The sequence below is a fragment of the Teichococcus rhizosphaerae genome, assembly GCF_002631185.1.
Lineage (GTDB): Bacteria > Pseudomonadota > Alphaproteobacteria > Acetobacterales > Acetobacteraceae > Pseudoroseomonas > Pseudoroseomonas rhizosphaerae.
In genome coordinates, this window is sequence record NZ_PDNU01000017.1 from 82490 (window position 1) to 108732 (window position 26243).

The following is a 26243-nucleotide window of genomic DNA, read 5'->3' on the forward strand; positions in this document are numbered from 1 at the left end:
GCTGGCGAGCGTCCCTGCCCCGGGCGCTGCCGCGGCCCTGGTACGGGGGCCCTGGTGCGGGGGCCCTGGTGCGGGGTGCCTGGTGCGGAAGGGCTTGCCGCCGCGTGGATCAGCCGGCGGTCCAGCCCCCGTCCACCACCAGGGCGCTGCCGGTCATCAGGGCGCTGGCGTCGGAGGCGAGGAACAGCACGGCGCCCATCAGGTCCTCCACCTGGCCCACGCGGCCGAGCCTGATCTTGGAGAGCACCCAGTCGCGCACGTCGGCGTCCTCCAGGAAGGGCCGGGTCAGCGGCGTCTCGATGAAGGTGGGGCAGAGGGTGTTCACCCGGATGTTGTGCGGGCCGAGCTCGATGGCCATGGCCTTGGTCATGCCCTCCATGGCGTGCTTGCTTGCGCAATAGACGCTGCGGCGCGGACCGCCGACATGGCCCATCTGCGAGGAAAGCTGGATGATGGAACCCGGGCGGCCCGCCGCCACCAGCCGCTTCGCCACCGCCTGGGCCACGAAGAAGGCGGCGCGCAGGTTCAGCGCCATCACCGCGTCGAAATCCTCCGGCGTCACCTCCAGGAAGGGGGCGGGGCGGTTGGTGCCGGCGTTGTTGACGAGGATGTCATAGGGCTCGCGCGCCGCCAGCGCGGCTTCCAGCGCCTCGGGGCGCGAAACGTCGAGCGCCAGCGCCTCGGCGCTGCCGCCGGCCGCGCGGATGGCCTCCGCCGCCGCCTCGATCTCGCCGCCGCTGCGCGCCACCAGCGCCACATGCGCCCCCGCCTCGGCCAGAGCGGCGGCGGCGGCCAGGCCGATGCCGCGCCCGGCGCCGGTCACGAGGGCGCGCCGCCCCTCGAGCCTGAGGGAGGGCGTGCGCGGCAGGGTAAGGGGCTGGGTCATTCGTTTCTCCTTCCGGAAGGCGCCCGCAAGGCGCCAGGAACGCTCGGCCGTTCTTGCTAGCCTCCCGCCGCTTCCTGGAGCAAACTCGGCCGGCCGGAGCGGCGGCGCGGAACGCGCGGCCATGGCCGCGGTTGAGGCCGCGGCACCCCTGCCCCGCCGGGGCCTGATGGAGATCGGTGATGACCTGGGACTTCCTGCCGAGCGCGCTTGACCTGGCACGTTTCCAGTTCGCCTTCACCATCACCTTCCACTTCCTGTTTCCCGCCTTCACCATCGGGCTGGCCAGCTTCCTGGCGGTGCTGGAGGCGCTGTGGCTCTACACCGGCCGCGCCGTCTACCTGGACGTGTTCCGGTACTGGCTGAAGGTGTTCGCCATCGCCTTCGCCATGGGCGTCGTCTCGGGCGTGGTGATGTCCTACCAGATCGGCACCAACTGGTCGGTCTTCGCCGACCGCACGGGCAACGTGCTGGGGCCGGTGATGGGCTACGAGGTGCTGACCGCCTTCTTCCTGGAGGCGGGCTTCCTCGGCATCATGCTGTTCGGGCTGGAGCGCGTCGGCAAGAAGCTGCACTTCGCCGCCACCTGCCTCGTCGCCATCGGCACGCTGATCTCGGCCTTCTGGATCCTGTCCGCCAACAGCTGGATGCACACGCCCGCCGGCTACAGCATCCTGCCCGATGGCCGCTTCATGCCGGAGGACTGGTGGGCGATCGTCTTCAACCCCTCCTTCCCCTTCCGCCTCGCGCACACCGTCACGGGCGCCTACCTGACCACCGCCTTCATCGTCGGCGGCGTCGCCGCCTTCCACCTGCTGCGCGACAGCCGGAACGAGCGCAGCCGCACCATGTTCTCCATGGCGATGTGGATGGCCGCGATCGTGGCGCCGGTCCAGATCGTCATCGGCGACTTCCACGGGCTGAACACGCTGGAGCACCAGCCGCAGAAGGTGGCGGCCATGGAGGGCCACTGGGAGCGGCAGCGCGGCGCGCCGTTGATCCTGCTCGGCCAGCCGGACATGGCGGCGGAGGAGACGCATGTGCTGCTGGAGATCCCGCGCCTGTCCGCGCTGATCCTGACGCATGAGTGGGATGGCGAGACCCCTGGCCTGAAGGACGTGCCGCCGGAGGAGCGCCCGACCAACGTGCCGCTGGTGTTCTGGGCCTTCCGCGTGATGGTGGGGCTGGGCACGGCGATGGCGACGCTCGGCCTGCTCTCGCTCTGGCTGCGCTGGCGCGGCAGGCTCCACGACACGCGCTGGTTCCTCCGCGCCGCCCTGCTCATGGGCCCGGCCGGGCTGGTGGCGGTGACGGCGGGCTGGATCACCACCGAGGCGGGGCGGCAGCCCTACACCGTGCACGGCCTGCTGCGCACGGCGGACAGCGTCTCGCCGATCGCAGCGCCAGCGGTGGGCGCCTCGCTGCTGGCCTTCATCCTGGTCTATTTCGTCGTGTTCGGCGCCGGCATCTGGTTCCTGTTCCGCCTGTTCTCCCAGCCGCCGCACATGGCCGAGGAAGGGCCGGAGGAGATGGAGCCCATCCGCACCAGCGGCATCACGCCCGGCCCCGCCATGCACCATGCCGGGCCGCATGGCGCGACCCATGGCGACCCCGCGAAGCGGCACTGAGGAGGGACGCGCGATGGAACAGCACCTGCCCCTGATCTGGGCCGTCCTGATCGCCACCGCCGTGTTCCTCTATGTGGTGATGGACGGCTTCGACCTCGGCATCGGCATCCTCTTTCCCTGGTTCCCGGAAAAGGACGAGCGCGACGTGATGGTGAACTCGGTGGCGCCCATGTGGGACGGCAACGAGACTTGGCTGGTGCTGGGCGGCGCCGGGCTCTACGCCGTGTTCCCGCTGGCCTACGCCACCATCTTCCCCGCCCTCTACATGCCGCTGATCCTGATGCTGCTGGCGCTGATCTTCCGCGGCGTCTCCTTCGAGATGCGGTTCAAGGCGCACAACGCCCGCTCCCAGCTCTGGTGGGACCGCGCCTTCTGCTGGGGCAGCTACGTGGCGGGCTTCTGCCAGGGCATCGCGCTCGGCGCGCTGGTGCAGGGCATCCGGGTGGAGAACCGCGCCTATGCCGGCGGCTGGTGGGACTGGCTGACGCCCTTCTCGCTGCTCACCGGCCTCGCCCTGCTGGTGGGCTATGGGCTGCTCGGCGCCTGCTGGCTGATCTGGCGCACGGAGGGGGCGCTGGCGCGCAAGGCGCGGCGCCATGCCTGGCTGCTCGGCATCGGCACCCTGGCCTGCATCGCGGCCATCAGCCTGATCATGCCCTTCCTGCAATCCGCCTTTCGCGAGCGCTGGCTGGCCCTGCCCTGGATGCTCTACGCCGCGCCCGTGCCGGTGCTGCTGGCGGTGCTGGCCGGGCTGTTCTTCCGCGCCATTCCCGCCACCGAGGCGCGCGAGGCGTCCGCCCCCCACGATCCCACGGGGCGCAACTTCCGCTGGCGGGACGGCGCGCCCTTCCTGTGCGTCCTGGGCTGGTTCTTCCTGTCCTATACAGGCCTGGGCATCAGCCTGTGGCCCAACATCGTGCCGCCCTCGGTGAGCATCTGGGAGGCCTCCGCCTCGCCCGCCTCGCAGAAGTTCCTGCTGGTCGGCGCCGCGGTGCTGATCCCGATCATCCTGTCCTACACGGCCTATGTGTACTGGCTGTTCCGCGGCAAGGTGCGCGTGGGCGCGGGCTATCACTGATGCCGCCCCCGCCCCGCCGGCCCCTGCTGCGCCAGCTCGGCTGGTTCATGCTACTTTGGGTTGCAGGGGTGGCGGCATTGACAGTGGTTGCCGGGCTGATCCGCTGGGCACTGGGGCAGGGCTGAGCGCACAGCGCCACCTGGCCGGGAAAATCTTTTCCTTCTCTGGCGGCAATTTTTTGCAAGATTTATCAATAACTTAATCCTGCAGCCTTGTGGCGGGGCACGGAAAGCGGCACGGCGTTCTCTGTTTTTTAAACGGTAGATCGCTTCTTGATACGTCTCAAAGATGAAAAACATCTTCCGCACTCGCGCATAAGTGGTAAGAATGCACGCATAGATTGCGGAGGACCAAAGGATGCGCGTGCTTCTGGTTGAGGACGATCTGACCACCGCCCGCGGCATCGCCATGATGCTGAAGGCCTCGTCCATGATCGCGGATGTGGCCGGCACCGGCGAGGAAGCGCTCGAGCTCGCCGCCCTCTACGACTACGACATCGTCGTGCTGGACATCATGCTGCCGGACATGGAGGGCTACGAGGTGGTCCGCCGGCTGCGCGGCAACCGCGTGGAGACGCCGGTGCTGATCCTGTCCGGCCTGTCCCGCCCCCAGGCCAAGGTGCGCGCCTTCGGCATGGGCGCCGACGACTTCATCACCAAGCCCTTCGACCAGCAGGAGCTGATGGCGCGCATCCAGGCCATCATCCGCCGCGCCAAGGGCTTCAGCCAGCCCACCCTTTCCGTCGGCCCCCTGATGCTGAACCTCGGCTCCCGCGAGGTGCGCGTGAACGAGCGCGAGGTGCACCTGACCGGCAAGGAATACGCCATCCTGGAGCTGCTGACGCTCCGCAAGGGGCTGGTGCTCACCAAGGAGGTGTTCCTGAACCACCTCTATGGCGGCATCGACGAGCCGGAGGCCAAGATCATCGACGTCTTCATCTGCAAGCTGCGCAAGAAGCTGGCCCAGGCCGGCGCGGGCGAGCTGATCGGCACGGTGTGGGGCCGCGGCTATGTGCTGCGCGACCCGGTGGGCATGGGCACCCGCTTCTCCCTGCCGGAACTGGCGCAGCCGTCCGCCACCCAGGCCGCCATCGCCCGGCCGCGCAGCGTGGTGCCGGCCTGAGAGGGCGAGCATGCGGGCCGGGGCCATGATGCCCCGGCCCGCGCCCGCCCTGCTCAACTGGCCGCCCCGGCCGCCCCGGCCAGCGCATAGGCGCCCCGCTCGCCCGCCACCGGCACCAGCCGGTCCGTCAGGCCGAGCACCGTCTCCGCCCCGCCCAGATACAGCACCCCGTCCGGCGCGAGCTGCGCCGCCAGGGCGTTCATCACCCGCCCCTTGGTGGGCGGGTCGAAATAGATCAGCACGTTGCGGCAGAAGATGATGTCGAAGCGCCCCAGCGAGCGGTGGTCGGCCAGCAGGTTGCGCTCCTCGAACCGCGTCATGGCGCGCAACTCGGGCGAGACGCGCCACCGGCTGCCCTCCTGCCGGAAGTGCTTCACCAGCATCTGCACCGGCAGGCCGCGCTGCACCTCGAACTGGGTGAAGCTGCCTTCGCGTGCCCGCTCCACCACCTCGCGCGACAGGTCGCTGCCATGGATCTCGGCGTTCTGGATGCCGAGCTCGCGCAGGATGATGGCCACCGAGTAGGCTTCCTGCCCCGTCGAGCAGGCGGCGGACCAGATCCGCAGCCGGTGCGTGGCCGGGCGGGCCGCCCGCAGCCGGGGCAGCAGCCGCCGCAGATGGTCGAAGGGCTTGCCGTCGCGGAAGAAGCTGCTTTCGTTGGTCGTCAGCGCCTCGGTCACGGCCCGCGCCAGGCTTTCCACCCGCGGGTCGCGCAGCCGGGTGGCCAGCGCGTCGAGCGAGGGGATGCTTTCCTGCTTCAGGAGCGGCGCCAGGCGGGTTTCCAGCATGTAGCCCTTGTCCGGCGTCAGCACGATGCCGGACCGCGCCTTCACCAGGCCCGCGATCGCGGCGAAGCTTTCCGTGTTCATGCCACTCCTCCGGCCGGGACGTGGCCCGCCTTTCCAAGATACGCCAAAGCCTTGTCGGCCAGCGGCCCGGGAGGCGCGAGAAACTGCGCGAACCCCGCCTTCGCCACCGCGCCGGGCATGCCCCAGACCACGCTGGAAGCCTCGTCCTGCGCCAGGACCAGCCCCCCGGCGGCCGCCACCGCCTTGCAGCCCAGCATGCCGTCCTGCCCCATGCCGGTGAGGATGACCGCCAGCACCCGCCCCTCGCAGGCCGCCACCGCGCTGCGCAGCATCGGGTCCACGGCGGGGCGGCAGAAATTCTCCGGCGGATCGGCGCTGAGCCGCGCGACCAGCCCGCCGCCGCCGCCTTCCACCCGCAGGTGGCGGTCGCCGGGCGCCACGTAGAGCCGGCCGGGCCGCAGCACCTCCCCTTCCCGCGCCTCCTCCGCCGCCGGCCCGCCCAGCCGTCCCAGATGGTCGGCCAGCATGGCGGTGAAGCCCGCCGGCATGTGCTGCACCACCACGACCGGAACCGGCAGGGGCGCCTTCAGCCGCCGCACGAAGGCGGCCAGCGCCTGCGGCCCCCCGGTGGAGGAGCCGATGGCCAGCAGGCGCGGCCGCGGCACCACCGCCGGCACCGGCCGCAGCACCACCGGCCCCGACAGGAGCGAGGGTCCAGGCGCTGTTGCGGTTGCGGGCGCCACGGGGCCGGCGCTCCTGGCACGCGCCTGCGCAGGCGGCAGGGGCGGCGGAACCAGGGCGGACAGGGGCGCAGGGGCGGGTGCGGGGGCGGCCGCCATTCCCGCCAGGGGTGCTGCGGGCACGCCCGGGGCGGGCGATGGCGCCGGCTGCTGCGATGCCGGCGGGGCTCTTGTTGCCTCCGGGGGCGGCGCGCCCCCCGGCGCGAAGCCGCGCATCCGCGCCCAGCCCTTCACCTTGGCCACCAGATCGGCGCGGAAGCCCGCATCGTTCATGCCGCCGGCGGCGGCGCTGGGCTTTGGCACGTAGTCCGCGGCACCCGCGCGCATCGCCGCCATGGCCGCCGCCGCGCCGCTCTCGTTCTGCGCGCTGGAGACGATCACCGCCAGGTTGGGGTGCGTCCGCAGCAGCAGGGGCAGCGCCGTCATCCCGTCCATCACCGGCATCTCCAGGTCCAGCAGCAGCACGTGCGGCCGTGCCTCGCGCGGCAGGCCCATCAGCGCGTCGAGCGCCTGCCGCCCGTCGCCGACGCCGCCGACGAGCTGCAGGTCCGGATCGGATTCGAGGATGCGGGCATAGGCCGAGCGCACGGTCGTGCTGTCGTCGCACAGCATGACGCGGACCCTCCGGTTGCCCGCCGCCCCGCTGGGCGGCAGGCTCCTCACGGCTCGGCGTCCTCGCCCAGGAGGCCGAGCTGCACCAGCTTGCCCGTCACGATCTCGTCGTCGAAGGGCTTCATGATGTATTCCTGCGCGCCCGCAGCCAGCGCGGTGACGATGCGGTCGAACTCGCTTTCCGTGGTGCAGAGCATGATCAGCGGCTCGTCCGGCCCGAACTCGGCGCGGGCGGCGCGGAGGAATTCCAGCCCGTCCATCACCGGCATGTTCCAGTCCAGCATTACCAGCCGGGGCAGGCTCTCGCGGCAGGCATCGAGCGCCTTCCGCCCGTCCTCCGCCTCGCGCACCTCGAAGCCATGGCGCTCCAGGATGCGCCGCGCCGCCTTGCGGACCACGCGGCTGTCATCCACCACCAGGCAGCTCACGGCCTCGCCCATCGTCCCCTCCCCTCAGCCGATCGCCAGGATGCGGTCCACGTCGAGGACGATGAGCAGCCGCTCATCCTCCTTGTGGACCCCGCGCGAGACGTCCCGCCACACCGGGTCGAGCGTCGGCGGGTTGGCGGCGAAGCCCTCCTCGGGCAGCGCCAGCACCTCGCCCACCGAATCCGAGAGCAGGCTGTAGAGCTCGCCGCTCTGCTCCACCACCACGCTCATCGGCGGCGGCGCGCCCGCCTCGCGCGGCGGCAGGCCGAGCCGGCGGCGCAGGTCGATCGCGGTGACGATGCGGCCGCGCAGGTTGAGGCTGCCCGCCACCTCGCGCGGCGCCAGCGGCACGCGCGTGATGGCCTGCGCGGCCAGGATGTCCCGCACCGCCAGGACCGGCACGCCGCAGAGCTGCCCCGCCACGGTGAGGGTCAGGAACATCGCGGCGGCGCTTTCCGTCACCACGGCGACGGCGCGTTGCGTGCTGGGGCGCATTTCGGTCTGCATGGCCTTCCCTGTCCTCAGTTGATGGCCGGCGTGGCCAGGCATTCGCTCAGCGCCGCGAGCAGCGCCTCGCGCTCCGATTTGCCCACATATTCGTTGAAGCCCGCTTCACGCGCGCGCCGCACCTGCTCCGCCTCGACCTTGCCGCTCAAGGCGATCATCGGCAGGGGCTGCCAGGCGCCGGATTCGCGCACCGCCCGCGCCAGCCCGATGCCGTCGAGGTCCGGCATCTCGATGTCCGAGATGATGACGTCGAAGGCCGCGCCCTGCTCGCGCAGCCTGAGCGCCTGCATGCCGGTGTCCACCGCCGTCACGTCGTAGCCGGCGGCGGTCAGGCCCGGCACCAGCAGGTGGCGGAAGAAGGCGCTGTCCTCCACCAGCAGCACGCGCCGGCGCACGGCATCCTGGCCGTTGCCGCGGAACCAGTCGTCCCCCGCCTGGTGCAGCCACCAGGCGCAGTCGATCACGTCCGTCACCTTGCCGCAGATCACGGCGCTGCCGAGGAAGCCCGGCTGCTCGCTGGCGCCCTCGATCAGCAGGTGCTCCTCCACCACGTCCAGGATGGCATCGACCATCAGGCCCATGGCGCGGTCGCGGTCGTTGAACACCAGCACCGCCTGCCGCCGGCCCGGCTCGGGCGGCGCCCAGCCGCCGGCCATGGCCACCAGCGGCATCAGCTTGCCGCGGTACTGCACCAGCGTCTTGCCGCCCGAATGCTCGATGCTCTCGCCCGGCAGGTCCTCGAGCCGCGCCACCAGCCCGAGCGGCACCGCCTTGGGCGTGCCGTCGCCCGCGCGGAACAGCAGCAGCGCCGTCCGCTCGGTGGAGCGGTGGCCGCGCAGGCCCTCCGGCCCGCGCGCCGCGTCCTCGCTCGGCCCGTCGGCGCCGACGCCCGTGGCGCGGGCGATGCCGTTCGGGTCGAGGATCATGATGACGCTGCCATCGCCCAGGATGGTGTTGCCGCTGAACATGGCGACGTGGCGCAGGATCGGCGCCACCGGCTTGACCACGATCTCCTCCGTGTCGAACACCTTGTCCACGATGATGCCGAACACGTTGGCGCCGACCTGGGTGACGACCACGAAGCCCGCGTCCCGCCGCCCCTCATCGGCCGCCTGCGGCAGCTCCAGCAGGCGGGACAGCGAGACCAGCGGCAGCAGCCGGTCGCGCAGCCGCATCACCGGCGTGTCGTGGATGCGCTCGATCTGGGCGCCCTCGGCGCTGCCGCCCGCCCGCACCAGCTCCACCACGCCGATCTGCGGAATGGCGAAGCGCTCGCCGCCGGCTTCCACGATCAGCGCCGAGACGATGGCCAGCGTCAGCGGGATCTTGATGTAGAAGGTGGTGCCGCGGCCCTCGACCGAGCGCAGCTCGATCGTGCCGCCGATCTTCTCGACATTGGTCTTCACCACGTCCATGCCGACGCCGCGCCCCGAGACGGAGGTGACGGCGGCGGCGGTGGAGAAGCCGGCGCGGAAGATGAAGTGCTGGATCTCCCGCTCGCCCATGCCGGCGATCTCGGCTTCCGTCGCCAGACCCTGGGCCAGCGCCTTCTGCTTGATCTTCTCCGCCGGCAGGCCGCGCCCGTCATCGCCGATCTCGATGATGATGTGGCCGCCCTCGTGATAGGCGTTGAGCAGGATGCGGCCCGTCTCGGGCTTGCCGCTCTGCCGGCGCTGCTCGGGCGTTTCCAGCCCGTGGTCGCCGCTGTTGCGCACCATGTGCGTCAGCGGGTCCTTGATCAGCTCCAGCACCTGCCGGTCCAGCTCGGTGTCGGCGCCCTTCATCACCAGCTCGATCTTCTTGCCGAGCTCGTTGGCGAGGTCGCGCACGATGCGCGGCAGCTTCTGCCAGGCATTGCCGATGGGCTGCATGCGCGTCTTCATCACGCCCTCCTGCAATTCGGAGGTGATGTGCGAGAGGCGCTGCAGCGGCACGGTCAGCGCCGCGTCGCTGCGGGCGCGGACGAGCTGCAGAAGCTGGTTGCGGGTCAGCACCAGCTCGCTCACCAGCGTCATCAGGTCTTCCAGGACATCGACCGAGACGCGGATGGTCTGCGCCGGCGTGATCGGGCCGCTGGCGCCGCCACCGCCGCTTGCGCCGGCGGCCTCGCCCTCGTGGTCGCTGCCGCGGGAGGCGTGGGCGGGCGCGGCAGGCGGCGCGCTGGCGGAAGGCGCGCTGGCAGCGGGCGGCGGCTCGGGGGCGGCAGCCTGCGGCGCGGGGGGCGCGGCCGCCACCGGCTCCCCGGCCGGCAGCTCGAAGGGGTCGGCCTCCGGCGGCGCGGCGGGAGGGGCGGCGGCGGGTGTCCCCGGCGCCGCGCCGCGCCAGGCGGCGTCCAGCGCCGCGATCAGCGCCGTGTCGTCGCCCGCCGGCTCGCTGCCCGTGCCCTCCAGCCCCGAGACGATGCCCTTGAGGCAGTCCAGCGCGGACAGGATCAGGGTGATGCCCGCGGGCGTCACCTTCAGCGACCCGTCGCGGTACCTGCCCAGCACGTTCTCGGCGGCATGCGCCACCTTCTCCAGCCGCGACAGGCCGAGAAAGCCACAGGTGCCCTTGATCGTGTGGACGTTGCGGAAGATCTCCGACAGCGTCTGCCGGTCGTCCGGGGCCTTCTCGAGCTTCAGCAGCGCGCCATCGAGCGCGGCCAGCCCTTCGTTCGTTTCAGTCAGGAAGTCGGCGAGAAGATCGTCCATCGCGGTCCCCGGCAGGCTGGGTTCGGCTCAGCCTGGGGGCCGCGGGGCGAAGGAAAGGTAAATCCGGTGCCGTCACGCCATTGGCGCGACTCGCAGGGCGGCGGGCGCGGCGCCGTCCTCCAGCGTCACCCGCCACCCGGCCGCACCGGCGAGCCGCAGCAGCAGTTGCGCGGGCGCGAGGCGGGCGCCTTCCAGCCTTTCGCCCCGCAACAGGGCCGGCAGCGCCGGCGGCCAGGCCAGCACCGGCCCCGCCGGCCGCAGCGCATAGCCTTCCGCCAGCGGGGCCAGCGCCACCGTGCCGCCGCGCGGCAGCGCATCGCCCGCCAGCAGGGCGCCCAGCAGCAGCAGCGGCGCCACCGGCGCGGGCAGCACCCGGTCGGCCGGCATCGCCTCCAGCAGCAGGGCCGCCCGGCCGCCGGACAGCATGCCATCCAGCAGCGCCGCCAGCTCCGCAGGCGAAAGCGGCCCGGTGCCGGCGCCGCAGGCGGCGCGCCAGAACCGCAGCCGCCGCCGCAGCTCCGCCGCCGCGTCCCGCGCCAGGCCGGGGGCGTCCGGCTCATCCTCCAGCAGCTCCAGCGCCGTGCCGATGGTGCCGAGCGGCCCCACCATGTCGTGGCACAGCCGGGCGCAGAGGTCCTGTGCCAGGCTCGTCTCGCCTTCCATCGCCGCCCTCCAGGTCAGTTCACGAATCCGTGATCGCGACGCAGCCTAGCCCGGAAGCCGTCCTGCGGCCACCCTGGCGTCCAGATGTTCAATCCCCTCGAGCCCGGCATGCATGTCCGCCACCCCGGCCGCCCCGACTGGGGCATCGGCCAGGTCCAGTCCGTCGTCGGCAGCCGGGTGACGGTGAATTTCGAGCATGCCGGCAAGCTGCTGATCAACGCCGCGCAGGTGGCGCTGGAGCCGGTGGACGAGGCGCCATGAGCGCCGCCTGGCAGCAGGCGCTCGGGCTGCTCGGCGCCTGGGAGGTGGGGGTGGCGGTGCTGGCCACGCTGATCGCCGGGCTGATGCGCGGCTATTCGGGCTTCGGCACCGCCATCCTGCTGGCGCCGGTCTATTCCACGCTGTGGGGGCCCAAGGTCGGCGTGCCGGTGATGCTGCTGATGGAGCTGTTCGTCTCGGCCTACCTGCTGCCCAAGGCGGTGGCACTCGCCAACCGCCGCGTCATCTTCTCCCTCGGCGGCGCCGCCATGCTGGCCACGCCCTTCGGCGCCTACATCCTGTTCGTGGCGGATGGCGCCACGCTGCGGCGGGCGATCGGGCTGCTGGTGCTGGTGTTCGGCCTGCTGCTGATGTCGCCCTGGCGCTATCACGGGCGGCGGCCGCTGGGGCTGAACCTGGCCATCGGCACCGTTTCGGGGCTGATGAAGGGCGCCACCGGCATGTCCGGCCCGCCGGTCATCCTCTACCTGCTCTCGGGGCCGGAGGCGGTGGCCCAGCACCGCGCCAACCTCATCCTCTATTTCGGGCTGATCGGCATCGTCGCCGTCATCCCGCCGCTCTGGGGCGGGCTGATCGGCCTGCCGGCGCTGGTGATGACGGCGCTGATGCTGCCGGTGCTGCTGCTGGCCGTGCCGGTCGGCGCCCGGATGTTCCATGTGCTGCCCGTCGCCTGGTACCGGCGGCTGGCGCTGCTGGCGCTGATGGGCGCCGGCGGATTCGCGCTGCTGGGCTGAGCCGCCGCGGCAGGCCCTTGCGCGCCAGGGGGGCGGCGGCCCAAATGGGGGTCACGCCGTTCACCGCCTGAGCAAGGGAGTTGCCCGCATGATCGATCCGTTCGGCCGGCGGATCAGCTACCTGCGCGTTTCCGTCACCGACCGGTGCGACCTGCGCTGCGTCTACTGCATGGCGGAGGACATGACCTTCCTCCCCAAGGCGCAGATCCTCTCGCTGGAGGAGCTGGACCGCCTGTGCGGCGCCTTTGTCGGCCTGGGCGTGGAGCGCATCCGCCTGACCGGCGGCGAGCCGCTGGTGCGGAAGGACGTGATGCGCCTCGTGCGCTCGCTCGGCGAGCGGCTGGGAAACCAGGGGGAAAAGGGGGGCGGGCTGAAGGAGCTGACCCTCACCACCAACGGCACCCAGCTCACCAAGCACGCCGAGGGGCTCTATGCCGCCGGCGTCCGGCGCATCAACGTCTCGCTCGACTCGCTCGACCCGGGCCGCTTCAAGGCGCTGACCCGCTGGGGCGACATCGAGAAGACGCTGGACGGCATCTTCGCCGCCCGCGCCGCCGGCCTCGCGGTCAAGATCAACGCGGTGGCCATGAAGGGCGTCAACGAGGACGAGTTCGACCGCATGATCGCCTGGTGCGGCGAGCACGGCTTCGATCTCACCCTGATCGAGACCATGCCGCTCGGCGAGATCAACGAGGACCGCACCGACCAGTACCTGCCGCTTTCCGTGGTCCGCCGCCGCCTGCGCGAGCGCTGGACGCTGGAGGAGACCGACTACGCGACGGGCGGCCCCGCCCGCTACATGACGATCCGCGAGACAGGCCGGCGCCTCGGCTTCATCACGCCGATGACGCACAATTTCTGCGAAAGCTGCAACCGCGTGCGCCTCACCTGCACCGGCACCCTCTACATGTGCCTGGGCCAGGAGGACGCGGCCGACCTGCGCGCCGTGCTGCGCGACCCGGCGGTGGACGAGGCGGGGCTGCGCGAGGCCATCGAGGCCGCCATCGCGCGCAAGCCGAAGGGCCATGACTTCGTCATCGACCGGCGGCAGAACCGCCCGGCGGTCGGGCGCCACATGAGCGTGACAGGCGGCTGATCCCATGAACGAGATGCGCACCCTGATCGCCGCCCTGTCCCTGCCGGGCTTTCCGGAATGGACGGGGCTGCTGCTGCTCGCGCTGGTGCTGCTCTGCGCCGCGGCCTTCCTGCTGATGCCCTTCAGCGTGTTCGGGGTGAAGCCGCGGCTGGAGGCGCTGGAGGTGCAGCTCGACGAGATCCAGCACGAGATCCGCAGCCTGGCGCTCCGGCTGCAGGACCCGGCCATGACGCGCCGCCCCGCCAGCGTGTCGGACGACTGGGCCGAGCCGCCGGCCCTGGCCGCCCGCCCCCCGGCCGGGCGCGACGCCGCGCCGCGCATCGTGCCGCCCGTGCCGCCGCCGGCCGCCTATCCGGATGGCCGCGCGCGCGGCCCGGCGCGGGCCGAGCCGAAGCTGGACTGGCCGCGCCAGCGATAAGCAAAAGGCCGGAAAGAAGGATCTCCCCGGCCCTTCCTCCCTTTCCGGACGCTCAGCGGGGCGGCGGCACCGGGCCGGCGTTGCGCGCCGCCTGGGCGATGGCGCGGGTGAAGCCGTCCGCATCCATGGCCAGCAGGTCGCGCTGGCGCACCGGCACGGCGACGAACACCTTCAGGAAGCGCCCCGCAGCGATGCCGACGCAGAGCTGCTGCCACATCTCGGTGCGGCCATAGGTGCCGTCCAGCACCGCGCATTGCAGTGGCGCGCCGCCCGGCACCTCCAGCACGCGGCGGCCAGCCTCGGCCATCTGGCGGCCGGGGGCCGGCGCCAGCGCCTCGGCCACGCCCTCGTTCAGCTGGGCGTCCACCACCGCCGGCGGGGTTTCGGGCGGCAGCGGCGGCAGGCCCCTGTCATAGACGATGACGGAGGCGATGGCGGCCCGCGCCGCCACGCCGGCATAGGCGGGGGTGGCATAGTCCACCGCGCGCCCCTGGCCGGGCTGGGAGGCCTCCAGGTCGGCCGTCAGGCCGCGGGTGAAGCCGGCCGCCTCCTCGGGCAGCCGGGCCAGCACCGCATCCAGGCTCGGCCGCGCCGCCAGGGGGCCGCCCGCGCCCTCCGGCTGCGCCGCGCAGCCGGCCAGCAGGGCGGCCAGCGCCAAGCCGAGTCCGGCGCGCATCAATGGCTCACCCCGGGCCGGCCGGAAGCGGGGTTGAGCGTCGCATTCGCCATGATCAGGACCTCCCAGAGCAGTTGTACGCCGAGCGCGGCGGTCAGCACCCGCCGACATAGGCGATGATCCTGAAGCAATCCAGCAGCTTGGCCGGAACCTCGCCGCACGGCTTCGCCAGCGGGCGGCGCCACAGGCGATGCGGGGGGGGGGCGTGCGGCGGCGGGATGGCCAGGCCCGCCGCATGGGCACGAAAAAGGGCGCCCCGCGCGAGGCGGGGCGCCCGGAAGCTCCGCGCGGCGCGCGGCTCAGTGCGTCCGCTGGCGCTCCAGCGCCTGCCGGATGCTGGTGCCGATGGCCGCGACCAGCACCGTCACCACCACCAGCTGCAGCAGCGTGGCGCCGACCCACAGCCAGGTGGGGAACACCCCCGGCAGCGCCAGGTAGCCGAGCGGCAGGGCCAGGTACATGTAGGCCTCCGGCACCGCCTGGGTCACTTCCGCCGTGCCGCCCAGGATCATGGTGATGGCGACGTAGAGGATGACCAGCAGGCCCAGCCAGGCGATCCAGCGGTGACGGTCGAGCAGCCGCGCGATCAGCGTGGCGGCGACGCCCATCAGCACCACCGAGACGGCGAGGCCGACGACCAGCACCCACAGGTGGTCCTTGGCCGCGCCGGCCACGGCCAGCACGTTGTCGAGCGACATGGAGATGTCGGCCACCAGGATCTGGATGATGGCCTGGCGCAGCGTCTTGCGGGGAGCGCCCGGAGCGGCGGCGTCGGTATTGGCGGCCTCGATCGCCTCCACGCCCTCTTCCTGGTCGCCATGCCCGGCGCCCTCGCGCAGCTCGCGGAACATCTTCCAGCAGACCCACAGCAGCAGCACGCCGCCCGCCAGGGTGATGCCGACAATGGCCAGGAGCTGCGTCGTGATGGCCGCGAAGCCGATGCGCATCACCGTGGCGGCCACGATGCCCCAGAAGATCGCCTTGCGGCGCTGGTCCGACGGCAGGCCCGCAGCGGCCATGCCGACCACGATGGCATTGTCGCCCGCCAGCACGAGGTCAATGAAGAGAACCTGACCGAGAGCGATCAACTCTGGCATGAAGGCAGCCAAATCCATGAACCCGTTCCCATTCCCGGTGGAAAGCGGCGCATAGAGCGACACTTGGCATGACACAACATCTGTGTCGCTCGGGTTACTTTTTTGACATGTTCAGGCGGTTGACGCGGTTGGCCTCTGCCGCCATTCCCGGCGCCTTCCGGGCCGTCCGCGTGCCGGCCTTCGCTCCCGCCGGCGCCCCCGCTGGCGCCCCCGCAGGAGGATCGCGCATGGTTCCGCGCTATAGCCGCCCCGAGATGACGGCCATCTGGTCGCCCGAATCCCGCTACCGCATCTGGTTCGAGATCGAGGCCCTGGCGGCCGAGGCGATGGGCCAGCTCGGCACCATCCCCGCCGAGGCGGCCCGCGTCATCCGCGAGAAGGGCGCGCCCCGCGCCGCCGCCATCTCCGCCGCCGACATCGCCCGCATCGACGAGATCGAGCGCGAGACGCGGCATGACGTCATCGCCTTCCTCACCTGGATGGCCGAGGGCATCGGGCCCGAGGCGCGCTTCATGCACCAGGGCCTGACCAGCTCGGACGTGCTGGACACCTGCCTTTCCGTGCAGCTCGCGCGCGCGGCGGACCTGCTGATCGCCGAGCTGGACCGGCTGCTGGCGGCGCTGAAGCGGCGCGCCGAGGAGCACAAATACACCCCCACCGTCGGCCGCAGCCACGGCATCCACGCCGAGCCCACGACCTTCGGTCTCAAGCTTGCGGGACATTACGCAGAATTCATGCGCAACCGCGCCCGGCTGGTGGCCGCGCGTGACGAGATCGCCACCTGCGCCATTTCCGGCGCCGTCGGCACCTTCGCCGCCGTGGACCCCCGGGTGGAGGAGTTCGTCGCCGCCAGGCTCGGGCTGAAGGTGGAGCCGGTCTCCACCCAGGTCATCCCGCGCGACCGCCACGCCGCCTTCTTCTGCGCCCTGGCCGTCATCGCCTCGGGCATCGAGCGGCTGGCCACCGAGGTGCGCCACCTGCAGCGGAGCGAGGTGCGCGAGGCGGAGGAGTATTTCCACCCCGGCCAGAAGGGGTCTTCCGCCATGCCCCACAAGCGCAACCCGGTGCTGAGCGAGAACCTCACCGGCCTGGCGCGGGTCGTGCGCGGCTACGCCATGCCGGCGCTGGAGAACGTGGCGCTGTGGCATGAGCGCGACATCAGCCACTCCTCGGTGGAGCGGGTGATCGGGCCGGACGCCACCATCACGCTGGACTTCGCCCTGGCGCGGCTGACGGGCATGATGGACAAGCTCACCGTCTATCCCGAGCGGATGACCGCCAACCTGGAAAGCCTGGGCGGCGTGGTGCACAGCCAGAAGGTGCTGCTGGCCCTCACCCAGGCCGGCCTGTCGCGCGAGGGCGCCTACCGCGCCGTGCAGCGCGCCGCCATGGCCACCTGGGAGGCGCTGGGCCGCCCCGACGCGCGCGGCTTCCGCGACAACCTGCTGGCCGATGCCGAGGTGGCCGGCAAGCTGGATGCCGCGGCGCTGGACCAGGTGATCGACCCGCAGCGCGACTTCCGCCATGTGGAGACCATCTTCGCCCGCGTCTTCGCCGCCGGCTGAGGCACCCGCGCGGCGCCGCCCGCCCTGTGCCGGGGCGGGCGGCGCGGCACACAGGAAGGTGTAGGGCGGCCACATCGCCGCCCGCCCCTCGCCATGGTTCTGCCCCATGCCGGCATGACACTCGCGCCATGTCGAGGAGGGACCGAACCATGCCAGGCTTGCATCGACTGGCTCCGCGCCGACTGGTCCTGGCCGGGCTCGCCGCCATCGGGCTGATGCTCGGCCTCACCGCCGCCCCCGCGCCCGTCCGGGCGGAGGAGGTGGTGCTGGTGCATGACCATCGCGGCTGGCGCCACCATCGCGGCCATCACCCGCGCTACTACGGCCCGCCGCCGCGCCCGCGCTATTACGCGCCGCCGCCGCGCTATTACCACCCGCCGCCGGTGCGCTACTACCATCCGCCGCCGCCGCCCCGCTATTACCGCCCGCCGCCGCGCGCCGGCATCTATTTCGGGTTCTGATCTTCCGGGCGCCCGAGACGGCGTGCCCAGAACGGCGCGCCCGCCGCCAATGGCGAAAGGGCCGGGGGAATGCCTTCCCCCGGCCCTTTTCCGTTTCGCCACGCCGGCCCTCAGTCATGCCCGGAGCGGCCGCCTGGCCGCCCCGGAAGCGGGGCCGTGGGTCAGAGCGGCTTCGCGGGGTGCGAGTCGCCGCCACCGGAGCCCGCGGCCCGGCCCGGCTCGGTGCCGGCCGGCGGCGCGCCCTCGCCGCCCTTGTCCGCCGCCTCGTCGGCCAGGCGAGGGCCGCCGGCATGGAGGGGCGGCTCGGCCGACTGGGTGGGCTCCGGCGCGGGCGTGAGCGGCGCCGCGCCGGCCGGGCTGGCCGAGGCGCCGGCGGAAGCCCCGGTGGTGGGGCCGGCGCCCAGGATCCCCTCGGCGGAGCCGGCGCCAAAGACCGCGCCCGGGGCACCGGGCTCGGAAGTCCCGCCGGCGGAGCCGGTGCCGCCATTCCCGCCGCCCAGCTTCGCCTCCAGCGCGGCCACGCGGGCGGCGAGCGCGGTGCTTTCCTCGCGGGCGCGGCGGGCCACCTCCAGAGCGGCGTCCAGGTCCTCGCGCCGCACCAGCTCCAGCCGCTGCACCATCATCTCCACCTGGGAGCGGGCCATCGCCTCCACCTCGGCGCGCAGGCCCGAGACCATGGAGAAGGCGCCGCCGGCCAGGCCGGCCAGATCGTCGAAAAGGCGGCCGCGGCGGCCAGGGCCATTGCCGGCACCGCTCTCAGAACCCGATTCCATCATGAACTCTCCTTGTTGCGGCACCTGTGGGCCGGCGGCTCGAACGGGGGCGGTTGCCGGGGCCGGCGCACGCCGCCTATACCCGGCCCGCCCGGCGGGCGACCATTCCCTCCCGCTTGTCCATCGTCGCGGAAGGCTCGCGCATGTATCTGGTCACTGGCGGCGCCGGTTTCATCGGCTCCAACCTCGTCGCGGCACTTTGCGAGCGGGGCGCGGAAGTCCTGGTCTGCGACCGGCTGCGCGGCGGCGAGCCGGGGCGGGAGAAGTGGCGCAACCTGGCCCACCACCCCATCGCCGGCATCCTGCCGCCCGAGAAGCTGTGGGACTGGCTGGAGGACGCGCCCCGGCCGGAGGCGATCTTCCACCTCGGCGCCATCAGCGACACCACGGTGCGCGACGGCGACCTGGTGGCGGAGAACAACCTTTCCCTGACGCTGCGCCTCTACGCCTGGTGCGCCGAGCACGGGGTGCGCCTCATCTACGCCTCCTCCGCCGCCACCTATGGCGACGGCGCGCTGGGCTTCGACGACGATGCGAGCCCCGCCGCCCTGGCCGCGCTGCGCCCGCTCAACCTGTATGGCTGGTCGAAGCACGCGACGGACCGGCGCATCGCCGACCTGCTGGCGCGCGGCCGCGCGGCGCCGCCGCAATGGGCGGGGCTGAAGTTCTTCAACGTCTACGGTCCCAATGAATTCCACAAGGGCCGCATGGCCAGCGTGGCGCTGCACAAGTTCCGCCAGATCATGGCCGGCACCCCCGCCACCCTGTTCCGCTCGGACCGCGAGGGCATCGCCGATGGCGAGCAGCTGCGCGACTTCGTGCATGTGGACGACTGCGTGGAGGTGATGCTCTGGCTGCTGGACAACCCGCAGGCCAGCGGGCTGTTCAACGTCGGCACCGGCACGGCGCGCTCCTTCCTCGACCTGACGCGGGCGGTCTATGCCGCGCTGGGCAAGACGCCGGAGATCGCCTTCATCGAGATGCCGGTCGATCTGGCGGGCAAGTACCAGTACTTCACCCAGGCCCGGATGGAGCGGCTGCGCGCGGCCGGCTTCACCGGCGCCGCCACCAGCCTGGAGGACGGGGTGCGGCGCTACGTGCAGGACTTCCTCACCCGCCCCGACCCGTATCGCTGAAGGCGCGCGCCCCGCATGCTCCTCGCCCTGCCCTTCCCCGCCATCGACCCGGTGCTGATCCAGCTCGGCCCGCTGGCGGTCCGCTGGTACGCGCTGGCCTATATCGCCGGCATCATCCTGGGCTGGCGGCTGATGCGCCGCCTGGTGGCGCTGCGGCCGGTGGCGGCCAGCGCGGAGCAGGTGGACGACTTCGTCACCTGGGCGGTGCTCGGCGTCATCCTGGGCGGCCGCCTCGGCTATGTGCTGTTCTACCAGGCGGACCACTACCTGTCCGCCCCCTGGGAGGCGCTCTACCTCTGGCGCGGCGGCATGTCCTTCCATGGCGGCGCGGCGGGGGTGATCCTGGCCATGTTCCTGTTCTGCCGGAAGCACGGCCTCAGCTTCCGCCGCTTCGGCGACCGGCTGACGGCGGTGGTGCCGATCGGCCTGTTCTTCGGCCGGCTGGCCAACTTCATCAATGGCGAGCTGTGGGGCCGCGTCACGGACGTGCCCTGGGCCATGGTCTTTCCGCATGGCGGGCCGGAGCCGCGCCACCCGAGCCAGCTCTACCAGGCGGCGATGGAGGGGCTCTGCCTGTTCGTGCTGCTGCAGGTGCTGGTCCGCATCCCCGCCATCCGGGAGCGGCGCGGCTTCACCGCCGGCGCCTTCCTGGCCGGCTACGGCGTGGCGCGCGTCATCGGCGAGCTGTTCCGCCAGCCGGACGCGCAGCTCGGCTTCCTGTGGGGCGGCGCCACCATGGGCCAGCTCCTCTCGGTCCCGATGATCCTGGCCGGCCTCGCCCTGATGCTGCTCGCCCCGCGGGACCGCGGGACGCCGGCATGACGGAGGCGCCGGAGCGGCTGGACCGCTTCATGGCCCGCGCCGCCGCCGCCTATTACGGCGGGCGCGACCCGTTCGGCGCGCGCGGCGACTTCACCACGGCCCCCGAGATCAGCCAGGCCTTCGGCGAGTGTCTGGGGCTGTGGGCGGCGGTGGCGTGGCAGTCCATGGGCCGCCCCGCGCCGGTGCTGCTGGCCGAGGCCGGCCCCGGGCGCGGCACGCTGATGGCCGACGCGCTGCGCGCCATCGGCCAGGTGATGCCCGCCTTCCGCGCCGCGCTGCGGGTGCATCTGGTGGAACAGAGCCCGGTGCTCCGCGCCGCCCAGGCCCAGGCCGTGGAGCCCCTCCTGGACCAGGACGGCGCCACCTGGCACGAGGACCTCTCCACCCTGCCGGACGGCCCGCTGCTGCTGCTCGGCAACGAGTTCCTGGACGCGCTGCCGGTGCGGCAGTTCGTCCGCCGGGGCGGGGCATGGATGGAGCGGTATGTGCAGGCCGGCGCCTTTGTGGAACAGCCCGCCGGGGACGTCGCGGGTCCCGCCCTGCCGGCGGCGGCGCCGGATGGCGCGGTGCAGGAGGTCTCCGAGGCGGCGCGCGGGCTGGTGGCGGCGCTGGCGGCGCGGCTGGCGGCACAGGGCGGCGCCGCGCTGTTCCTCGACTACGGCCCGGCCGCGAGCGGCTTCGGCGACTCGCTGCAGGCCCTCCGGGGCCACCGCGCCGCCGACCCGCTGGCCGATCCGGGGGAGGTGGACATCACCGCCCATGTCGATTTCGCCGCCCTCGCCGCCGCCGCCCGCGCGGCCGGCGCCGCCGCCCATGGCCCAGTGCCGCAGGGGCTGTTCCTGCAGGCGCTGGGGCTGGTGACGCGGGCCGCCATGCTGGCCCGCGCCGCCCCCGCCACGGCGGGCCACCAGCTTTCCGCCGCGCAGCGGCTGATCGCCCCGGAAGGAATGGGGCGGTTGTTCAAGGCGCTGGCGATCTGCCACCCTGACCTGCCCACCCCGCCGGGCTTCGAGGCCGCATGACCGCCGAATACCTTTCCACCGACCTTCTCGCCGGCCTGCCGCACGGCTTCTTCACCCGCCGCGGCGGCGTCTCGCAGGGCGGCTTCGCCACGCTGAACTGCTCGCTCTCGGGGCAGGACGACCCCGGGGCGGTGGCCGCCAACCGCGCCCGCGCGATGGCGGCGCTGGGCCTGCCCGCCGCCGCCCTGTCCGGCGCGCACCAGGTGCACGGCGCGGCCGTGGCGGTGGTGGACGCGCCCATCCCGAACGAGGCCCGCCCCACCGCCGACGCGCTGGTGACCAGCCGGCCGGGCCTGGCGCTCGGCGTCGTCACCGCCGATTGCGGCCCCGTGCTGTTCGCCGACCGCGCGGCGGGGGTGGTGGGCGCCGCCCATGCCGGCTGGCGCGGCGCGCTGGCGGGCATCCTGGAGGAAACGCTGCTGGCCATGGAGCGGCTGGGCGCCAGCCGCCACGCCATCACCGCCGTGGTCGGCCCCTGCATCCGGCAGGATTCCTACGAGGTGGGGGACGACCTGCGCGACGCGGTGCTGGCGCGCGAGGCGGCCGATGCGCGCTTCTTCGTCGCCGGCCGGCGCGAGGCGCACTGGCAGTTCGACCTCGCCGGCTATTGCGCCGCGCGGCTGGTGGCGGCAAGAACCGGCCGCGTGGCCGTGATCCCGGCCGATACCTGCGCCGAGCCGGACCGCTTCTTCAGCCACCGCCGCCGCACCCTGGCCGGCGAGGGACCGATCGGCCACCAGCTCTCGGCCATCGCCCTGCCGGCCTGATCCGCCCAACCGGAGGGCCAACCTCATGCCCTACATGGTGATCTTCCTGCTGCTCCTCGTCCTGACCATGCTGGTGTCCTGTTTTGCGCTGCTCTGACCGCGGCCGCCCCGGCGCCGCCTTCCGGTGGCTGCCCTTCCTGCTGCTGCCCCTCCTGTTCCTGGCCGCCTGCGCCGACCTGCGGCCCTACAGGGGCAATCCGGGGGGCGAGGCGCGCCGGCTGGCGCTGCCGCCCGCCTACCGCATCGCCGTGCCCACCCCCACGGGCGCGCTGCTGACCGATGCGGGGGCGGAGCGCTTCGCGGGGGCGCTGGCGGAGGCGCTGCGGGGGGCGGAGGTGCCGGCCTCGGCCAACCCCGCCCAGCCGCTGGACTGGCCGCTGGTGGTCACCGCCCGGCGCGAGGGCGGCCGCGTGCTGCCCCGCTACGAGCTGTTCGACGCCGACGGCGCCTCGCTCGGCGCCACCGAGGGCAAGCCCGCCCCCCTGCGGGGCTGGGGCATGGAGGAGGAGGCGGTGTTCCGCGAGGTGGCGACGCGCGACGCCCCCGGCGTGGCCGCGCTGCTGGAGGCGGTGGAAGCCTCCCGCAAGGCCAGCGACCCGGCGGCGCTGGCCGGGCGCGGCCCCCTGCGCGTCCGCCTGGCCGGCGTGACGGGCGCCCCGGGCGACGGCAACAAGAGCCTGCGCGACCGGCTGGGCGAGTTCCTCACCCGCCTCGGCTACCTGCCGCAGGACGGTGCCGAGGGCGCCACCTATGCCGTCCATGCCGAGGTGCAGGCGGTGCCGGCGCCGGACAACAAGCAGCGCATCGAGCTGCAATGGATCGTCAGCCGGCGCGACGGCTATGAGCTCGGCCGGGTGGTGCAGATCAACGAGGTGCCGCGCGGCTCGCTGAACGGGCTGTGGGGCGACGTGGCCTATGTGGCGGCCGAGCAGGCGGCCAGCGGCATCCGCGAGGTGCTGCAGAACGCCGCCCAGCCGGAGCTGGACGTGGCCGCCCCGCCAGCCGCCCCATCGGCCCCGGCCCCGGCTCCAACCCCGGCCCCGGCACGGGCGGAGGCGCCCGCGCGCTGAGCGGGCCATGGGCCGCCGGGCCCCCGCGCCGTGAGGAATTGCACGCCAGCCATGCCAAAGGCCCGGCGGCGATAGACACGAGGCTGTCACGTTGCTACCACGCGCCCGTTCCTCGCCGGGCCCGACTTCTCCCTGGGTCCGCTGCCCGGAGATGCCGCGCCCCATGAAGATCGTCGCCTGCAACAGCAACCGCCCCCTCGCCGAGGCGGTCGCCGCCGCGCTGAACCTGCCGCTGACACAGGCCTCCATCCGCCGCTTCGCGGACATGGAGGTGTTCGTGGAGATCCACGAGAACGTCCGCGGCGAGGATGTGTTCGTGGTGCAGAGCACCTCCTACCCCGCCAATGACAACCTGATGGAGCTGCTGATCACGCTCGACGCGCTGAAGCGCGGCTCGGCGCGGCGCGTCACGGCGGTGATCCCCTATTTCGGCTATGCGCGGCAGGACCGGAAGTCCGGCCCCCGCACGCCGATCAGCGCCAAGCTGGTGGCCAACCTCATCACCGAGGCGGGCGCCGACCGCGTCCTGACGCTCGACCTCCATGCCGGGCAGATCCAGGGCTTCTTCGACATCCCCGTGGACAACCTCTTCGCCGCCCCGCTCTTCGCGCGCGACATCCTGGAGCGCTACAAGGGCCGCGACCTGATGGTGGTGAGCCCCGATGTCGGCGGCGTGGTCCGCGCCCGCGCCATCGCCGCCCGCCTGCACACCGACCTCGCCATCATCGACAAGCGCCGCCCCCGCGCCGGCGTCTCCGAGGTGATGAACGTCATCGGCGACGTGGACGGCCGCGACTGCATCCTGGTGGACGACATCGTCGATTCGGGCGGCACGCTGTGCAACGCGGCGGACGCGCTGCTGAAGAACGGCGCCAAGTCGGTCAGCGTCTATGTCACGCATGGCGTGTTCTCGGGCGGCGCGGTGGCCCGCATCGGCGCCGCCAGCATCGAGCAGATGGTGGTGACGGACAGCATCCAGGCGACCGAGGCGGTGCGCGTCTCCTCCAACATCCGCCAGCTCACCATCGCGCCCCTGCTGGCCGAGGCGGTGCGCCGCATCTCCGAGGAAAGCTCGGTCTCCACCCTGTTCAACTGAGCCGGCCCGTGGAGGCGCCGCCCCGAGCCCCCCGGCAAGCCCCGCCGGCGCCCGCCGGCGGCTTCGCGATCCGCCCCGCCACGGCGGCGGACCGCGAGGCCCTGCTGGAGCAGATGCTGGGCCTCAACCGCTTCGAGCACGCCATCGCCGGCGACCGCCGGACGGAGCTGGAGGGCGCCCGCGAATCGCTCGGCGCCGTCCTCGCCCGCGCGGCGGAAACGGGCGGCCATGTGCTGGTGGCCGAGGCCGCCGGCACGGCCGCCATCATCGCCCACATGGTGCTGTGCTTCGAGCGGCACCCGCCCTTCGTGGCCGAGCGCGACCATGGCCTGGTGGCCGACCTGTTCGTGCGCGAGCCCTGGCGCGGCCAGGGAATCGGCCGCGCCCTGCTGGCCGAGGCGGAACGGCTGACCCGCGCGCGGGGCCTCGGGCGCCTGCTGATCGGGCTGGTGGCGGGCAATCACGGGGCGGAGGCCACCTATCGCCGCGCCGGCTTCGTCCCCTACAGCCACACCATGATCCGGCGGCTGGGCTGAAAGCAGGGGCCGGGAGGGGCGGCGCGGGCCCGCCCGCCGGAAAACCCGGCCGCCCCGGAGAATTCATCCGCCGCCCCGCTTGCGCGCCCCCCGCCGCCCCGCCGATCCTCCGGCCCGACCTTCCACGGACCGGAACCCCGCCCTCATGAAGCTCTACTATTCCCCCGGCGCCTGCTCGCTCGGCATCCATGTCATCCTGGAGGAGATCGGCCGGCCCTTCGAGGCGGTGCGCTCGCCGATCAAGGAAGGCGCGCTGCAGACGCCCGAGTTCCAGGCGCTGAACCCCAAGGGCAAGGTGCCCACCCTGGTGCGCGACGACGGCTCGGTGCTGACGCAGTTCACCGCCATCGCCTTCTGGCTGGGCGCCGCCAACCCCGGCGCCGGCCTCCTGCCGGCCGACCCGGAAGGCCAGGCGCGGGCGCTGGAGATCGTCGACTTCGCCACCGGCAGCATCCACATGCAGGGCTTCTCCCGCCTGTTCAACCAGGCCCGCTTCGCCCCCAGCGAGGCCGACCACCCGAAGGTGAAGGAGCAGGGCGCGGCCCTCGCCGCCAAGGGCTTCGCCGATGTGGACAGGATGTGGAAGGGCGGCGACTGGGCCCTGCCCTCCGGCTACTCGGTCGCCGACGCGGCGCTGTTCTTCGTGGAATTCTGGGCGGTGAAGCGGATGGGGATGTCGCTGCCGCCGCGGCTGCAGGCGCATTTCGAGCGGATGCTGGCCCGCCCCGCCGTGCAGCGCGCCCTGGCCACCGAGGGGCTGGCCTGATGGGGGGTGACGGCCGCCTGAGCCGCGCGCCCTTCTGGTTCCTCCGCCACGGCGAGACGGACTGGAACGCACGCGGCCTGTCCCAGGGCAATGTGGACATCCCGCTGAACGCCATCGGCATCGCCCAGGCGGAGCGCGCGGCGCGGGCGCTGCTGGACGGCCAGGCGGGGCGGCAGATCGCCACCATCGTGGCCTCCCCCCTCGGCCGCGCGCGCGACACGGCCGCGGCGGTGGGGAAGCTGCTCGGCCTGCCGGTCGAGATCCACGACGCGCTGCGCGAGGTCTCCTTCGGCGTGCAGGAAGGCCAGCCCATGGCCGACTGGTTCGACGACTGGGTCGAGGGCCGCTTCACGCCCGAGGGGGCCGAGAGCTTCGCCCGGCTGCGGGAGCGCACGGTGGCCGCCATCAACCACTGCCTGGCGCGGCCCGGGCCGGTGCTGGTGGTGGCGCATGGCGCGCTGTGGCGCGCCTTCCGCGCCGAGGCGGGGCTGCCGGCCAATGTGCGCACGCCCAACGCCCTGCCGATGTGGGTGACGCCCCCCGCCGCCGGCGAGGCTGCCTGGCGGTTCGAGCCCCTGCCCCTGCCCTGAGCGGCGCGCGCGCCGCGAGCGGGCGGGAGAGCGCCCGCTAATGATTGCCTCCCGGCCGCAAATGCCCTATGCCCCGCCCCGCGCTGGCACCCCTGGAGGCCGGCGCAACTGTTTTCGGGCATGGGCCCGGAGGCGGGATTGGCAGGCGCCCCGGCATGGCCGGCGCGGCGCCACAGAGC

General features: G+C 72.9%; 27 protein-coding genes and 1 pseudogene. 18 read left to right on the top strand and 10 right to left on the bottom strand.

The genetic code is table 11. The features are described 5' to 3' along the window. Nucleotides 1-109: 109 nt before the first annotated feature. On the bottom strand, nt 110-886 hold the full coding sequence (locus CR162_RS10935) for an SDR family NAD(P)-dependent oxidoreductase (RefSeq protein WP_099095587.1): 777 nt from the start codon (nt 884-886) through the stop codon (nt 110-112). Nucleotides 887-1065: 179 nt separating this feature from the next. Here CR162_RS10935 and CR162_RS10940 point away from each other — a divergent pair, with 179 nt between their 5' ends. From CR162_RS10940 to ctrA, 3 genes are all read left to right on the top strand, one after another. After that, entirely contained in the window at nt 1066-2511 is a 1446-nt protein-coding gene (locus tag CR162_RS10940; protein ID WP_099095588.1) for a cytochrome ubiquinol oxidase subunit I, read from the top strand. Nucleotides 2512-2524: 13 nt separating this feature from the next. After that, nucleotides 2525-3589, top strand: a complete 1065-nt coding sequence (gene cydB, locus CR162_RS10945; protein WP_099095589.1) for a cytochrome d ubiquinol oxidase subunit II — start codon at nt 2525-2527, stop codon at nt 3587-3589. A 357-nt stretch (nt 3590-3946) separates the two neighbouring features. Next, nucleotides 3947-4711 carry a response regulator transcription factor CtrA gene (gene ctrA / locus CR162_RS10950; protein ID WP_099095590.1) on the top strand — a complete coding sequence of 255 codons (765 nt, stop codon included), beginning with the start codon at nt 3947-3949 and terminating at the stop codon, nt 4709-4711. A 53-nt stretch (nt 4712-4764) separates the two neighbouring features. Here ctrA and CR162_RS10955 read toward each other — a convergent pair whose 3' ends face one another. The 6 genes from CR162_RS10955 to CR162_RS10980 form a co-directional block, all read right to left on the bottom strand. Continuing rightward, complete coding sequence (locus CR162_RS10955; RefSeq protein ID WP_099095591.1) at nt 4765-5580, bottom strand: CheR family methyltransferase; 816 nt, start codon at nt 5578-5580, stop codon at nt 4765-4767. Continuing rightward, the gene (gene cheB / locus CR162_RS10960) at nt 5577-6872 is read right to left on the bottom strand and encodes a chemotaxis-specific protein-glutamate methyltransferase CheB (RefSeq protein WP_099095592.1); all 1296 of its coding nucleotides are present in this window, start codon (nt 6870-6872) and stop codon (nt 5577-5579) included. Before cheB ends, CR162_RS10955 begins: the two co-directional genes overlap by 4 nt. 47 nt (nt 6873-6919) lie before the next feature. Continuing rightward, entirely contained in the window at nt 6920-7312 is a 393-nt protein-coding gene (locus tag CR162_RS10965; protein ID WP_099095593.1) for a response regulator, read from the bottom strand. Nucleotides 7313-7324: 12 nt separating this feature from the next. Continuing rightward, nucleotides 7325-7807, bottom strand: coding sequence for a chemotaxis protein CheW (locus CR162_RS10970; protein ID WP_099095594.1), 483 nt, complete (start codon nt 7805-7807; stop codon nt 7325-7327). A 14-nt stretch (nt 7808-7821) separates the two neighbouring features. Then, nucleotides 7822-10497: a hybrid sensor histidine kinase/response regulator gene (locus CR162_RS10975; protein ID WP_099095595.1), complete on the bottom strand. Its 2676-nt coding sequence runs from the start codon at nt 10495-10497 to the stop codon at nt 7822-7824. Nucleotides 10498-10569: 72 nt separating this feature from the next. Further along, entirely contained in the window at nt 10570-11160 is a 591-nt protein-coding gene (locus CR162_RS10980) for a histidine phosphotransferase family protein (RefSeq protein WP_099095596.1), read from the bottom strand. An 84-nt stretch (nt 11161-11244) separates the two neighbouring features. Here CR162_RS10980 and CR162_RS10985 point away from each other — a divergent pair, with 84 nt between their 5' ends. The 4 genes from CR162_RS10985 (at nt 11245) to CR162_RS11000 (ending at nt 13687) form a co-directional block, all read left to right on the top strand. Then, nucleotides 11245-11421: a DUF3553 domain-containing protein gene (locus CR162_RS10985; RefSeq protein ID WP_099095597.1), complete on the top strand. Its 177-nt coding sequence runs from the start codon at nt 11245-11247 to the stop codon at nt 11419-11421. Next, nucleotides 11418-12173 carry a sulfite exporter TauE/SafE family protein gene (locus CR162_RS10990; protein WP_099095598.1) on the top strand — a complete coding sequence of 252 codons (756 nt, stop codon included), beginning with the start codon at nt 11418-11420 and terminating at the stop codon, nt 12171-12173. The genes CR162_RS10985 and CR162_RS10990 overlap by 4 nt, the downstream gene beginning before the upstream one ends. An 88-nt stretch (nt 12174-12261) precedes the next feature. After that, nucleotides 12262-13269, top strand: a complete 1008-nt coding sequence (gene moaA, locus CR162_RS10995; protein WP_099095599.1) for a GTP 3',8-cyclase MoaA — start codon at nt 12262-12264, stop codon at nt 13267-13269. 4 nt (nt 13270-13273) lie between these two features. Beyond that, nucleotides 13274-13687 (top strand): hypothetical protein, encoded by a 414-nt coding sequence (locus tag CR162_RS11000; RefSeq protein ID WP_099095600.1) that lies wholly within the window; start codon nt 13274-13276, stop codon nt 13685-13687. 52 nt (nt 13688-13739) lie between these two features. On the opposite strand, the gene CR162_RS11005 is transcribed toward CR162_RS11000, so the two are convergent. Together CR162_RS11005 and CR162_RS11010 are read right to left on the bottom strand one after the other, a co-directional pair. Beyond that, nucleotides 13740-14363, bottom strand: coding sequence for a hypothetical protein (locus tag CR162_RS11005; RefSeq protein ID WP_099095601.1), 624 nt, complete (start codon nt 14361-14363; stop codon nt 13740-13742). A gap of 485 nt (nt 14364-14848) precedes the next feature. Continuing rightward, a pseudogene (locus CR162_RS11010) lies at nt 14849-15478 on the bottom strand (TerC family protein); the annotation flags it as partial. 209 nt (nt 15479-15687) lie between these two features. On the opposite strand from CR162_RS11010, the gene purB reads away from it, so the two are divergent. Further along, nucleotides 15688-17025 carry an adenylosuccinate lyase gene (gene purB / locus CR162_RS11015; RefSeq protein ID WP_099095602.1) on the top strand — a complete coding sequence of 446 codons (1338 nt, stop codon included), beginning with the start codon at nt 15688-15690 and terminating at the stop codon, nt 17023-17025. 149 nt (nt 17026-17174) lie between these two features. Continuing rightward, complete coding sequence (locus CR162_RS11020) at nt 17175-17486, top strand: hypothetical protein (RefSeq protein ID WP_176559814.1); 312 nt, start codon at nt 17175-17177, stop codon at nt 17484-17486. Between the two features lie 161 nt (nt 17487-17647). Here CR162_RS11020 and CR162_RS22815 read toward each other — a convergent pair whose 3' ends face one another. Further along, complete coding sequence (locus tag CR162_RS22815; protein ID WP_245870273.1) at nt 17648-18259, bottom strand: accessory factor UbiK family protein; 612 nt, start codon at nt 18257-18259, stop codon at nt 17648-17650. Nucleotides 18260-18402: 143 nt separating this feature from the next. Between CR162_RS22815 and rfaD the strand changes: the two genes are divergently transcribed. The 9 genes from rfaD (at nt 18403) to CR162_RS11070 (ending at nt 26064) form a co-directional block, all read left to right on the top strand. Then, a complete protein-coding gene (rfaD, locus tag CR162_RS11030) occupies nt 18403-19395 on the top strand; it encodes an ADP-glyceromanno-heptose 6-epimerase (protein WP_099095604.1) in 993 nt (330 codons plus the stop codon). 15 nt (nt 19396-19410) lie between these two features. Continuing rightward, nucleotides 19411-20217, top strand: coding sequence for a prolipoprotein diacylglyceryl transferase (lgt, locus tag CR162_RS11035; RefSeq protein WP_099095605.1), 807 nt, complete (start codon nt 19411-19413; stop codon nt 20215-20217). After that, entirely contained in the window at nt 20214-21239 is a 1026-nt protein-coding gene (locus CR162_RS11040) for a class I SAM-dependent methyltransferase (protein WP_099095606.1), read from the top strand. The genes lgt and CR162_RS11040 overlap by 4 nt, the downstream gene beginning before the upstream one ends. Next, complete coding sequence (gene pgeF / locus CR162_RS11045) at nt 21236-22006, top strand: peptidoglycan editing factor PgeF (protein ID WP_099095607.1); 771 nt, start codon at nt 21236-21238, stop codon at nt 22004-22006. The genes CR162_RS11040 and pgeF overlap by 4 nt, the downstream gene beginning before the upstream one ends. Before the next feature lie 83 nt (nt 22007-22089). Continuing rightward, a complete protein-coding gene (locus tag CR162_RS11050) occupies nt 22090-23076 on the top strand; it encodes a hypothetical protein (RefSeq protein ID WP_099095608.1) in 987 nt (328 codons plus the stop codon). 163 nt (nt 23077-23239) lie between these two features. After that, complete coding sequence (locus CR162_RS11055; protein ID WP_099095609.1) at nt 23240-24172, top strand: ribose-phosphate pyrophosphokinase; 933 nt, start codon at nt 23240-23242, stop codon at nt 24170-24172. Nucleotides 24173-24180: 8 nt separating this feature from the next. Next, nucleotides 24181-24708, top strand: coding sequence for a GNAT family N-acetyltransferase (locus CR162_RS11060; protein ID WP_099095610.1), 528 nt, complete (start codon nt 24181-24183; stop codon nt 24706-24708). A gap of 145 nt (nt 24709-24853) precedes the next feature. Then, nucleotides 24854-25474 carry a glutathione S-transferase family protein gene (locus CR162_RS11065; protein WP_099095611.1) on the top strand — a complete coding sequence of 207 codons (621 nt, stop codon included), beginning with the start codon at nt 24854-24856 and terminating at the stop codon, nt 25472-25474. After that, nucleotides 25474-26064 carry a histidine phosphatase family protein gene (locus CR162_RS11070; RefSeq protein ID WP_099095612.1) on the top strand — a complete coding sequence of 197 codons (591 nt, stop codon included), beginning with the start codon at nt 25474-25476 and terminating at the stop codon, nt 26062-26064. Before CR162_RS11065 ends, CR162_RS11070 begins: the two co-directional genes overlap by 1 nt. Nucleotides 26065-26243 lie beyond the last annotated feature (179 nt).